The organism is Paenibacillus sp. 1001270B_150601_E10 (genome assembly GCF_015558675.1).
In the GTDB taxonomy this organism is placed as follows: domain Bacteria; phylum Bacillota; class Bacilli; order Paenibacillales; family Paenibacillaceae; genus Paenibacillus_B.
In genome coordinates this window covers 113,943-127,184 of sequence record NZ_JADMOL010000003.1, presented here as the reverse complement: position 1 = coordinate 127,184, position 13,242 = coordinate 113,943, and the positions used below count along the sequence as shown (strand labels likewise).

The 13,242-nt window shown below is 46.0% G+C and carries 10 protein-coding genes; all 10 read left to right on the top strand.

The genetic code is table 11. The features are described 5' to 3' along the window. The first annotated feature begins 38 nt into the window (after positions 1-38). On the top strand, positions 39-899 hold the full coding sequence (locus I2H74_RS09265) for a flagellar hook-basal body protein (protein WP_195573662.1): 861 nt from the start codon (positions 39-41) through the stop codon (positions 897-899). A 38-nt stretch (positions 900-937) separates the two neighbouring features. Beyond that, positions 938-1,783 carry a flagellar hook-basal body protein gene (locus tag I2H74_RS09260; protein WP_195573660.1) on the top strand — a complete coding sequence of 282 codons (846 nt, stop codon included), beginning with the start codon at positions 938-940 and terminating at the stop codon, positions 1,781-1,783. A 19-nt stretch (positions 1,784-1,802) separates the two neighbouring features. Further along, positions 1,803-2,105, top strand: coding sequence for a DNA-directed RNA polymerase subunit beta (locus I2H74_RS25130; protein ID WP_324254037.1), 303 nt, complete (start codon positions 1,803-1,805; stop codon positions 2,103-2,105). A 272-nt stretch (positions 2,106-2,377) separates the two neighbouring features. Further along, entirely contained in the window at positions 2,378-2,911 is a 534-nt protein-coding gene (gene pgsA / locus I2H74_RS09250) for a CDP-diacylglycerol--glycerol-3-phosphate 3-phosphatidyltransferase (protein WP_195573658.1), read from the top strand. A 178-nt stretch (positions 2,912-3,089) separates the two neighbouring features. Next, positions 3,090-3,524 carry a 3-hydroxyacyl-ACP dehydratase FabZ gene (gene fabZ / locus I2H74_RS09245; protein WP_195573656.1) on the top strand — a complete coding sequence of 145 codons (435 nt, stop codon included), beginning with the start codon at positions 3,090-3,092 and terminating at the stop codon, positions 3,522-3,524. 145 nt (positions 3,525-3,669) lie between these two features. After that, a complete protein-coding gene (locus I2H74_RS09240; RefSeq protein WP_195573654.1) occupies positions 3,670-5,673 on the top strand; it encodes a DUF5693 family protein in 2,004 nt (667 codons plus the stop codon). Then, complete coding sequence (csaB, locus tag I2H74_RS09235; RefSeq protein WP_195573652.1) at positions 5,649-6,770, top strand: polysaccharide pyruvyl transferase CsaB; 1,122 nt, start codon at positions 5,649-5,651, stop codon at positions 6,768-6,770. The genes I2H74_RS09240 and csaB overlap by 25 nt, the downstream gene beginning before the upstream one ends. Before the next feature lie 45 nt (positions 6,771-6,815). Continuing rightward, positions 6,816-7,577, top strand: coding sequence for a WecB/TagA/CpsF family glycosyltransferase (locus tag I2H74_RS09230; RefSeq protein ID WP_195574046.1), 762 nt, complete (start codon positions 6,816-6,818; stop codon positions 7,575-7,577). Positions 7,578-7,690: 113 nt separating this feature from the next. Continuing rightward, positions 7,691-8,821, top strand: coding sequence for an MraY family glycosyltransferase (locus I2H74_RS09225; RefSeq protein ID WP_195573650.1), 1,131 nt, complete (start codon positions 7,691-7,693; stop codon positions 8,819-8,821). Positions 8,822-9,107: 286 nt separating this feature from the next. After that, complete coding sequence (locus I2H74_RS09220; protein WP_195573648.1) at positions 9,108-13,067, top strand: S-layer homology domain-containing protein; 3,960 nt, start codon at positions 9,108-9,110, stop codon at positions 13,065-13,067. Positions 13,068-13,242 lie beyond the last annotated feature (175 nt).

Below are 13,242 nucleotides of genomic sequence, written 5' to 3'. Positions count from 1 at the left end.
TAAGCTAACTTTTTTCGGATATACGGGAGGATGCACCCATGTTAAGAGGATTATATACAGCCGCTTCGGGAATGATGACGCAGCAGCGCCGTCATGATACGGTGACCAATAATATTGCGAATATGAATACAACCGGTTATAAGTCGGTGAACAGCGTACAGCGCGCATTTCCAGAGATGATGATCAAGCTAATGGGAAATGATGAGGCCTCGGGAAGTACGGTTGGGAAGCTGCATACGGGTGTATTCGGCGAAGAAGCACGAATGATATTTGCACAGGGCGACTTGATGCAGACCAACATGATGAGCGATTTCGCGTTGGTGTCGGATATTCAGGTCCCAGGTGTTACCTTTGATGCTTCCGGCAAGTCCGTGGACGAACAGGGCAATATCACTTATAAGCCGGAGGCATTCTTTACCGTGCGAGCAGGTGATGAAACTCGTTATACACGCGATGGGCACTTTCAGCTGAATGTGAACAGTCAATTAATCACAGCAGATGGGGCATTGGTACTTGGTACGAACAATCAGCCGATTGTCATCCCTGACGATCTGGCGATGTCTGATATTTATGTGGATGGACAAGGGCGGTTGAATAGTCGAATTACGGGACAGCCGTTGGGACAAGCTTTATTGATCAGCCGTATCGATAACCCGAATGACCTGCTAAAGACAGGCAACGGACAATTTCGATTGGATGAAGGAGCAGCTCAGCCTGCAGCCGCACTAGCTCAGGATGCCCGAGTTGAACAGGGATACTTAGAACGCTCTAATGTAGATCCGACACAGTCTATGGTGGAGCTCAACATGGCCTTCCGAGCCTATGAAGCGAATCAGCGCGTGATCCAATATTACGATAAGACGTTGGAGAAGACGGTGAACGAGATCGGCCGCGTATAAGCGGTGTGATTCGTTTTCCAGCCAAGGAGGAATAACAGATGAATCAATCCATAATTGCCGCATCGGTATCCATGAGCGGAATACAGCGCAAGATCGATGTCATCTCCGACAACGTCGCGAATGTGGACACGTACGGTTATAAGCGGAAGACGGCTTCCTTTGCTGATGTATTAACGAATGTTACACAGCAGCATCAAAATTTTGAGCAGCCAGGGCGTGCTACGCCGCTTGGCTTTACGAATGCTTACGGTTCCCGCATGACAGGAGTCATGAGAGACTACTCCATGGGAGAAGTGAATATTACAAATGTCCCAACGGACTTTGCGCTTATTGGTGACGGATTATTTGAAATCAACACGCCTGACGGCCTAGCTTATGTCCGGGAGGGGAACTTCCAAATGACGCCTCAAGAAGGAGGTGTGGGCTTGCTGACGACAAAAGATGGCGACGTAGTAAGAGGCCTTAAAGACGGAAATGAAGTGGAGTTCCGGATTCGGGTACAGGATGGCTTCCAGATGAAGGTGGACGAGCAGGGCCGTGTATTTGAAGTGAACCCAACAACCGGTGAGCAAAACGAACTCGGAGCCCTTAGCCTTCTCTTTCCAAAGCGCCCAGAACTGTTAGAGCAGGTGGCTGACAACAAGTACATCATCCCTGAAGGCATTGATCCTGCAAGCGTACTATTGCGCTGGGACTTGACGCAGCCTGTGGCAGATGGTATTGTGCCATTGAAGGTTCATCAAGGTGCGCTTGAGACATCCAATGTCTCTTTAATAGACGAGATGAGCGACTTGATCCAAGCTCAGCGTGCCTATCAGATGGCTTCTCGTGCGCTATCCTCTGCGGATCAGATGTGGGGGCTGGCTAATAGCATAAGGGGCTAAGCGAAGTAGGTGATGGTTAGTGAATGATAATGAACAGAATCAGCCGGCAAGACCAAAAAGGAGCCTTAGTCGTGTAGAGACCAAGCGTGCTGAGGGATCGACAGATCATAAGAAGAGCCCAACTGGCGAAGATAAGTCGAAGACAGGCAAGCCGTCCAACACGGGAAAATGGGTGTTCCGACTCGTAGGCATCCCATTGTTAATGCTGTTGTTTTTGTACGGCGGCATGGTTGCGGGCTTTGTCCTGCTAGGCAAAGCGCCTTTGTCTGAAGCGCTTGACTTCAGCACATGGACGCATGTGGTGAAGCTGGTCTTCGAATAATTCCGTTCATGCTGATTAGACGAAGTAACTAACGTAATCAAGGTTTTTCTGCACATAGAAAAAAACAGCACTCCAATGTCAAATTCGTATGATCCTATACGAATGAGGTATTGGAGTGTTTTTGTATTTATACAATAAATAGAGGGTTTATACCGAAGCCACTGTGATGCAGTTTAATTTTTGGAGGCAGGCATGTATAATAGGTTGGAGGTCAAACTTCGACATTCCTTGATCTATATACGTGAACTTTTGCGGGTACTGGAGGTATAGGGGTGAGTATCCCGAATCGTCTGACGGCAGTGCGTTTTTTTCTGATCCCCGTATTTGTAGCTTTCTTCGTGGCGGAGAAACGTGATGTGGCCTTCGTGGTCTGGATGCTGGCTGGAGTGACCGATATTCTAGATGGTTATCTTGCCCGCAAATGGAATCAGGTAACTGAAGTAGGAATGATGCTGGATCCGTTAGCTGACAAATTGATGATGATGACGGTCATTCTATCGTTGTTCTTTGCAGGAGACCTGCCGTTTTCCTGTGCGTTGGTCATGTTCGTACGCGATGCAGGCTTGATCTTAGGCGCCCTTTGGTTTCATAGCAGAGGCAAGAAGACTGTTCCTGCAAACTGGATGGGAAAGGCAACAACCGTCATGTATTATGTCGCTGTTGTAAGTCTTTATTTTGGATGGGATTATGCGGTTCCATTTCTATGGTTTGTCATTGGTTTTTCATTTCTTACGCTTGTGCAGTATACCCATCAGATTATTCAAGTCAATCAGCGGCAAGCGCTAGAGCAGCAAGACCATACATAGTCCTTTTTGCAGCGTTCTCTAATGGAGAACCACTCGTTAGCAAAAAAGAGCTTGCCTAAGAGCATCACAGATGCCTTTAGGTAAGCTCCTTATCTTAACCTTCTCGCCTGCAGTCGATGAAGGATGTTCTTAGTGTCGCCATGATTGACGACTTTTTATTCATGAAGGGAGAATGAACATGGAATTGAATACGCAGCAAATTAAAGAGATTATTCCTCACCGCTACCCATTTCTGCTTGTGGACCGCATTATAGAGGTCGTTGAAGGAGAGCGTGCGGTTGGCATCAAGAACGTAACGATCAATGAACCTTTCTTCCAAGGACATTTCCCAGACTATCCGGTCATGCCTGGGGTATTGATCATGGAGGCGCTCGCACAGGTAGGAGCATGCTCCATCTTGATGAAGGAAGAGAACAAAGGACGTATTGGCTTCTTGGCGGGCATCGATAATGCGCGTTTCCGAGGACAAGTATTCCCAGGAGATACACTGACGCTTGAAGTAAACATTATTCGCCTGAAGGGCTCCATCGGTAAAGGACAAGCTACAGCCAAAGTTGGCGATCGTGTCGTTGCTGAGGCGGAGATTATGTTCGCGCTATCGAAGCCTGAATAATTGATGATTCGTTAACATTTGGACATTCTATTAAGAAATGCAGCCTTTATCAGAAAAAGGGTAAGAGGTGCTGCCTCACTAGCGCACTCATTCTGATGCATGCAGGATGAGTGCGGGGTGAGGTTGTCTTTGAGGAGGGACAACCGTGTTTCAAACTTTGGAAACCATAAATCGACGAGCGAAGCTCTGGTTATGGCTTATCGTTATCGTCGGTTTGGTGGCTTCACTTGCTGTTGTCGTACAGCGAGTGCAGACAGAACAAACAGCGAAGCAAGTTGAACTTGTTTTTGATTATCGTGATCTTGTCGATATGTCCGTATATCAACCGAATCCGAGTCAATATATTAAGGATCAGCTTGGCGTATTAAAAGATGCAGGGATACAGTCGATGGCGATGTTTGAGAGCTCGCTTCAGGAGTTCAAGTCAGCAAAGCGCATTTGGCTGTATAATTCGAACGAAGCTGCACTTCTTCAAGGCAAGCCGTCAAATTTGAACGAGAATTTCACCTATTTGCTGTTTGCAGGCCCTGAAGAAGAACGCGAACTTCAACCGATCATTGAAGAGACTTTTCTGAATCTAGGCATCCAAGTAAAGCTGTGGAGCTTTGATGGCAAAAACGGACTCATTATCGAGACGCCTTATGAAAGTGCAATTATGAAATCGATGCCTCAAGATCCAATTGCCATGAAGCTGCTTCGTGATCAAGGCTTTAATATTGTTCCGCGCTTATCAGATTCGATGCCGTATGATCCGGATCAAGTTGAAGCGCTGTTGTCCATGTATGAAAAGAACGGGGTTACCCGCCTTCTATTTGACGGAGATGCCGTTAAAGGCTTTAATGATGATTTGAAATTTAGCTTGACTCATTTTGCAGAAACGCTGAACAAGCATGGCATTGGCATTGCTGCGATTGAAGGCTTGAAAGCTCCGCAAAAGGGTTTCTCAAAGCTTGCTTATTTGACCCATTATAATGTGGTTCGCATTCACTCGATCTCGGAACAAGAATCATTCAACGATCCTAAGGTGCTGGGTGATCGACTCTCCCTCGCCGTTAAGGACCGCAATATCCGTATGTTCTATCTGAACGCGATTGTGAAGAAAGACACGACGAAGTCGGAAATCGTGGATTCCGTTGAAAATATCGTGAAGTCCCTAGGCGAGCCAGGGGATGCAAAAGCGAAAATTCAGCATGACGGCTTTACTTTCGGACAAGCAAAGCCATTTGAAGTTGTCGATTCAAGCTGGCAGCGTTATGCGAAGGCCGCAGCTGTTGTCGGCGGCGTCGCCTTGATTGCGCTCATGATTTCTTATTTTGTGCCTTATGTGATGCTTCTTGTCTTTGTCATAGGTCTTGTTGGAGCTGGCGGCTTGTTTGTCCTTCACTCCAATCTGCTGGAACAAGGGCTTGCGCTCGGTGTGGCGATAAGTGCGCCAACCATTGCGATGGTGCTTGCCGTTCGACGGATCGATATGAGCTCGATTGATCTTTCCTTCGGACCGCGGTTTGGACGTTCTGTTGCATTGTTCTTGCGCACATCCATTCTGTCGCTTATTGCTGTTCCTTATGTCATTGCTCTACTGAATAATATTACGTACAGCCTCGTACTGGAACAGTTCCGCGGCATCAGCTTGTTGTTTGTTGCCCCAGTTGGATTGACTGCACTTTATGTGTTCTTGTACAGAGGGGAATCGGTATTTAAAGAAGCAAAAAGATGGCTTTCTATGCCGCTTACCCTGTTGTGGGTCGTTGCATTTGTGGTTGTAGCTGGTGCAGGGTATTACTATTTGTCCCGTTCGGGCAATGCGGGGACAGTGAGCTCGATTGAGCTGACATTCCGTTCTTTGCTTGAGAATACGTTCGGCGTGCGGCCAAGGAACAAAGAGTTCTTGCTTGCCCATCCGATCTTCCTCGTCGGTGCATTTATTGCACTGCGTTATCGTTGGGGGCAGTTCGTATTTATGATTGCAGCAGTGGGACAGATGTCTATGGTTAATACCTTTACCCATCTTCATACGCCAGTACTTATTTCTTTGATCCGTACCGTTCTTGGCATGGGTCTTGGGTTGATTATTGGTATCATCGGAATTCTGGTATGGACTGTCATCGAAAGGTGTTGGGAATCTTGGCGTCTGAAGTTAGGACTATAGCGCTGTCTGGCTACTATGGCTTTAATAACAGTGGGGATGAAGCGGTGTTGGTTTCTATTCTTACGGCATTAGAGCGTGCATCGAAGGAACAGGGAGTGCCTATTGAGCCAATTGTTCTCTCTGGAGACCCAGAAACCACGACGAAGCTTTATGGCGTTCGAGCCGTTCATCGCATGAAGCCGGCAGACATTTTTCAAACATTGCGTTCCATAAATGGATTGATTAGCGGGGGTGGCAGTCTTTTGCAAGACGCCACCAGCTCTAAGACGATTCCTTACTATGTTGGAATATTGAAACTGGCTCAATGGCTCGGGAAGCCAACCTATATTTATGCTCAAGGCGTAGGTCCTGTGCAAAAGGAAATGTTTTTCCCGATGATTCGAAATGCATTCCAGAAGTCTTCCTATATATCTGTACGTGATGCGGAATCCAAAGCCTTGTTAGGAAAAATGGGGTTGGCTCAGGACCTTGTTCAGGTCGTGCCGGACCCCGTCATGGGCCTTCGCCTTCCTGAAGAACGAAAGCTTCAAGCCAATGAGGACGAACGTGGTCTTCCTTATGTTGGGGTGTCCGTTCGTTATTGGAATGAGGACCGCAGCGATCTCGAGCAGATCGCCAGCATGCTGCAGAAGGTTATGGAGAAGAAGCAGGTGCATCTGCGCTTCCTGCCTTTCCATGGCGGTGCAGATGAAGAAGCGTCCACATTGCTGATGAAGAAGCTTGGCAATGTGAAGGCTTCCGGTTCGGCTATGAGCATCAGCCCTGCCTATGCTCATCCGCTTGACATGCTAGCAGAGGTTGGGCGCTGTCAGCTCTTGATCGGCATGCGCCTGCATTCCTTAATCTATGCTGCATCTCAGCGCGTGCCGGTGCTTGGAATCTCGTACGATCCGAAGATCGATCAGTTTTTGAATCGCCTTGGCGATCAAGCGATAGGCTCTACGAAGGAGCTGCATGCGGAGCAAGCTGCTCAAGCAGTGCTTCGCACATTAGATGATTTGGACGGCTGGCGTGAGAAACATAAAGCAGCTATCGATCGTCTTATAGAAGAAGCTGAGCGTCCTGCTGCGGAAGTCATCCGATTGCTTGGTCGTTAAGCGTGAGGATGTCTAATATTTTGAATAAAATCAAGGGTGAACAGAATGAAACAGTCCAATAGCATACCAACGGTACCCATTTACGGCATCCCTTTTTCCAATATGACAATGAAGGAAACGGTTCAATGGCTAGCGGATGTTATCGAGAAAAGGCAGGAAACTCATGTTATCACAGCGAATCCAATCATGGTAATGGCCGCTTTAGAGAATACTAACTACATGCAAATGATGAAGCAGGCTGACCTTATTGTTCCTGACGGTAGCGGTGTGGTGTGGGCTGCAAATGTTGGAGGTCAGCCGCTCAAAGAGCGTGTAACAGGATTTGACTTATTGCACGAGCTCATGGAGATTGGACAGAAGCATACTTACCGTGTTTATATGGTGGGATCCTCTCCTGAGGTGATTCAGGCTGCTTATGAGCGGTTACAACAACAGTATCCTGGCGTAGAGTTTGTTGGCTGCCGAGATGGATATTTTGGCCCGAATGAGGATGCAGAGGTAGTGGCTCAGATTGCAGCTGCTAATCCTGACATTTTGTTTGTGGCACGTGGAGCTGATACACAAGAGCCTTGGATTGCAAAGTACCGTCACCAGTTGAATAGTACGGTCATGATGGGGGTTGGCGGAAGCTTCGATGTCATCAGTGGACGAACAAAGCGAGCTCCGAAATGGGTTCAAAATTTGCGCATGGAATGGTTTTATCGTTTAGTTAAGGAACCAAAGCGATTCATTCGCATGCTGGCTTTACCGAAATTTGCATGGAAAGTCATGCGAGACAAAGATAAGGTGACAAAATCGAAGGATTAGCTCGTGTTATCTTACATTATCGTAAGTTTTTAGCGGAGAATGGAGTTGGAAGTTCCATTTTGAACGGAGTATAATTCATTCCGGTGAACTCAAATGGAGGTAGATTGAATCCAATGATACTCATATATATACTCGGTGGAGTGTTATCACTGCTATTAGCCACCGGTCTTACGCCTTTGGTAAAGAAGTTTGCTGTTAAGGTGGGGGCTGTTGACGTACCTAACGCCCGTAAAGTTCATACTCGGATTATGCCGAGAATGGGTGGTCTTGCGATTTATGCAGCGTTTGTGCTGACCTTGCTCGGGTTCATGCTTGTTGCACCTGACACCTTGTTTGGATCAACACGCAGTGCGAGTCTTGTGAAATCGCTGCTGGCAGGCGGAACCATCATTGTGCTGATCGGTGCGCTTGACGATCGTTTTGAGCTCTCCGCAAAAGTGAAGCTAGTCGGTCAAATTATCGCAGCTTGTGTCGTTGTATTCGGGTTCGGACTTAAGGTGGATTTCATCAATGTACCGTTTGGCGATCAATATGTGAACTTTGATGCTTGGATTGCGATCCCTGTTACGATCTTCTGGATTGTGGGTGTCACTAACGCCATCAATTTGATTGACGGATTGGATGGTCTGGCAGCTGGCGTATCGGGTATCTCGATTGCGACATTGCTGGTCATGGCAGTTATTATGGGCAATCCTGCTGTTATTCTTTTATGCTCGATCTTACTTGGATGTGTGGTTGGATTCCTGTTCTTTAACTTCCATCCTGCTCGCATCTTTATGGGGGACTCCGGTTCCTTGTTCTTGGGCTTTAGCCTTGCAGTTATCTCCTTGCTTGGATTCAAGCAGGTTGCGATTGTGTCCTTTATTACACCACTTTTGATTATTGGTGTTCCTTTATCTGATACATTCTTTGCTATCGTGCGTCGTGCATTACAGAAGAAGCCGATTTTTGCGCCAGACAAGGGTCATTTGCACCATTGCCTGCGTGAATTAGGATTCAGTCATCGTCAGACTGTTCTCATTATCTACGGTATCGCCGCATTCTTCGGTATGCTTGCTGTTATTCAATCTATTGCAGCGTCGCATGATGCCACTTGGGTAACCTTTGTTGTAATCTGTGTGCTGCTGGTGTCCTTGCAGCTTGGAGCCGAGGTCATCGGCATTGTCAGCAAGACAAAGCGGCCTATGCTTAGCATGATTCACCGCATTCGTGTCAAGGTGAATGCGAATTCCCGTTCGGAATAGATTCATTTTAGATTTTAGTCAGCTTACGATTAGAATTAAATTGAAGCCTCTATCTTTATTACTGACAAAGGTAATAGGATAGGGGCTTTTTTTGCATGCGCTTTGTATGTTCATCTTAATGCGGTCTTATTTGTGTGTTTGTATTATAGAGGTTCTCTTGCAAAACTTCCAACTGACTATTCACTAAACAGATCCAATAACCGATAAAAAGTGTAAGTACTATGCTGTGGAACACAGTGTGGCTTGGCTTGGCTTGGCTGGTCTAGCGAACAAGGAGGTTTTTTAATTGAGGAAATTCATTTCAATGATGCTCGTGATGGTGCTGCTAGTCACCATGGTGCCGCTTCCTTTTGCGGGTCAAGCGTATGCAGACAGCGTCAGCCCAAGGGCAGGAAGTAATTTTATCTTTAATAATGAATCGACTAGCATCGGCAGCGCTCGTGTTACACGAGATGCCGTCACAAGCTTCTCCGGGACACTGAACGGTGTCAGTGGAAGCAATATTTCCTATAGCGTTTATAACGTCACGAACAATGACCGGGTCATTGACGATAATTATCGCGAAGGAATTACGAGCAATATCAATACGAACGACGGCCGTATTACGGTTAACAATATTCAATTGTATCCAGGCTTGAACCGTATTGTATTTACAGGCTATCAAGGGATCACAGTAATCCAAGAAACGTTCTACGTTGAGTACCGCAATGGTCCGACTTTGCATGACTTGGAAATTTCCTTGTCAGGCAACAACTTTCCGATTGCTGAGAATGATGTAACCGTTGTGTACTCAAGTACAACAAAAGGAGCTACAGAAGCGAACGTCACCATTAAAGGGGTTGCGCCAAACTCCAATAAGGTGCAAGTGATCGTGAATGGCAGCTCCAAGACTTATAATGTAACGGAATCGGGCGGATGGAGATTCTTCTCATCCTCTACGAAGCTCGTTCTAGGAAAGAACATCATAACATTTAAAGTCTATAACGGCACACAAGTGGTAGAAACGACGAGAGAAGTTGCTTTTTATAATCAAAAAGTAACGTACTTTGATGTGTCTATGACGGATACAAATGGTAACAAAATCGACTTGTCGCAAAATCCAACACTCGTTACGAACAATCAGCAGGTAACGGGTCGCGTCATTATGCCAGTAGACTCGACGGTTACAGTGCCTGCAACCGTTGATGTGAAGTACAAGCTGGATAATGGTACAGAATCTACGGCTACCGCTAGCCGAAATGCTTCTCTTGGTACGACTCATTATGAGGTGTACGAATTCAGCATGAACCTGACAGGTACTCAGTATGACAAGAGACATGAGCTTGCACTGAAGGTTGCGCCGTTTGTACCAGATCCGTCTGATATTAGACAAGGCGAGAAATCCTTCTATTTTACATTAAAGAACGCAAGTGAGCCTTACATCTATCAAGCTCGCTACCTTCAAGGGTATGCACCTGGCATGTCCGTTGGCGAAGTTCTTAACCTGCAAGGTGTGACCTTGAATGGATCAGATATTTACTCTTTGCCAGCCGCGATCGAGTTCTTGGTCGTAAACGGCAGTGTAAACAATGCAAAAGATTTGATTCAATTAGACAGCATCGTAGGTCAACCGAATACGACAGGCGCTGAGCTTAAATTTTTGGATGGTGCCGCAACGACGGAGCAGGTGACCGTTAACGGTGTCACGATGGATATGACCAAGGTCGTCTACACCTTGAATAAGCTGCCGAAGACAGGTAAGCTTACGCTCAACCTGAAGGCCAATGGTTCTACTTCTTTGTTCCCAGCTACGATTACACTTTTGTATGGACCATATGTGAAATTCAACGAAGTGTATGATGGCATGAAGATCAATCAATCGACTCCAGGCCTTGATATGTTTACGGCTGCAAAGCAGATTGTTGAGGATCTCAATTATTTCAGTGGTGAGATTTATAATGTCGCAAACGATAGCAACATCGTTTACAGCGGAACGGGTCAAAATGTTTTCTTCTATATAAATAACAAACCGATTCAATTAAATCCGGGAACACGGAATAGCCAATTTACCTTGGATAAGAATAATCAAGCAATTATTGATGAAGCAGCACGTGCACTGACAATTGGTGGAGACAACACCGTGAAGTTTGTTTACCGTACAGATAATCAGCGTTACGAAGCGAGCATGACGTTTACGATTATCTCTTCTGGGGCGCCTTCTATTCCAGCTGTAGATAAAGATCCGATTTTCCCTTATATTACGAAGCAAGAGCCGAATGATCCTGCGATTACGGAAAAAGGCGGTATCTACTATACTTCTGAAACGAAGTTCAATGTATTTGGTACATTTGACTTCATTGATCTTGGTCAAGATCAAGGTACTGTAGAGGCTACACTTTCGGCGATGAGCCCTGATGAGCTTGCGAGCTTTGTATTCCAAATCCGCATGCCTCATTTGTCCAAGCCAATTACATGGACATTGGCTAATGACTTGTACCAATGGAAGGGTTCAAGCACGCCATATAACGGAACAAATAATCCGGTAGATAACCTAAAGGTTTACTATGATGAAGAAAAGCAATCCTTTATCTTTGTTGTCGAGGATATTCAGCTGCCGGCTGACGGTACACCGCTTAATATGCGCTTTAAAGTGTCCAATAACGGCGGTATTACGGGTCCAGAGTATCCAATGCAGGTTATTCGCATCGTTGATGTGTACAACCTCATTAAGCCGGTTCCAGAGAAGCGCGTTGTGAATCAGAACTTTGTTGAGGTGGTTCTGCAATCTGAGCAGGCAGACAAAGTCACGATCAATAAGCAGGAAGTTAAAAAATCCACGTACAAGCCATTCTATGTGGATGACATCATGTACGAGAATGCCTATCGTACAATTGTAACGGGCCTAAAGGCAAACAAAGAAACGAAGATCGACATCGTCATTACAGTAGGCGATGAAGTGATCAAGGACACGCTTTATGTTAAATATGTACCAACTATCATTCCTGGCGCGGTCAATATCGAAAACATGAGCAGCTCTTATAAGCTCTTTGAAGGAAAGTTAAATCTTAGCTTCGAAAAAGGGACGAGCCTAGTCCGTCGAAACTATGACGCAGCAGATCCGCTGTACAATCAGATCTATGCGGATAATAAGCTGTACTTTGCGGTCGCCAATCCGAAGGATGGAATCGTAGATCGCTTTGAATTTGAAGCCGTACCAGCAAACTATGATGATGAGATGGCAGAAGCTGGCGTCATTTTCGAGAGCTCCTTCCCAAAACAGTATGTGAAGATGAGCGAAGTGTTCTGGATGGACCCTGGTTTAGCAGATGACATTGGGACGCCAACTGTATATGACCCAATCACTGAAGGACATAATCCTGTTCAAATGTCGAGCAACGAGAAGGGGATTGAATCCTTCCATAAGCGCACGGTTGATAGAGAGCTTGTTCCATCGAAGCGTGGTAAATTGACACTTAGCTATAACCCTAGTGTCATTCAAGATACAGGTAAGATGATTACCGTACTTCGCTTTAACCCTGAAATGGGACAATGGGAGAACCTTGGTGGTGTCGTTGATGCGAAGAAGCACACCGTGACGGTACCGTTTGATCAATTCGGCTATTATGTCGTTGCGAAGCTCAGCTATTCTTATGAAGATATCGTGGACCACAGCTATGGTCGTGATTTTATTGAGACGATCTATGCAAAAGGCGTGATGAACGCAAGCGTGCCAAACTCTTACTTTGGAACCGGCGAGTACATCACACGTGGTGAGTTTACACGCATCATTGTAAAAGGAATGGAGTTCAAGCTGAACTATGAAGGCCAACTCCACTTCGATGATTTATACATCCCGCCTGTGATCGACGTTAATGCGACATGGGATTATCGTTATATCGAAACAGCGGCTCGTTTAGGGATTGTGAGAGGCGTTGCACCAAATTACTTTGGCGGTGACCTCCAGATCACAAGACAGGATGCTGCGGTTATGGTAGCTAAAGCGCTCAATCTGAAGCTGGATACAGACCCGGATAAAGTGCTCAATGGGCTGCAAAAGTATTTCCGAGATGCAAGCAAAATTAATTACTATGCACGACCTTCTGTTTTGGCTATTGCGAAGAAGGGCTTGCTAGCGGGCGTACCGGTCGATCCTAACGATCCATCTCGCGGTGCAGTGTTTAATCCAGAGGCGAATATGCTTCGCGGCGATGCTGCAATTCTGATGGCTCGCGTAATGATTGATGCGAAGAAGCTTCCGAAAATGTAAACCTATCGATTCAATGATGGAAATATAGGGTAATGGGATAGTGGGAGAGTTGAAACCATAGGCTCTTCCCTATTTCATTCTAAAGATATGCATACACCTTTTAATAGAATTGCAAGGTGTGTTCAAATTATCCATTTGCCTGAATAATTTACACTCACTGGAAACAATTGATGAA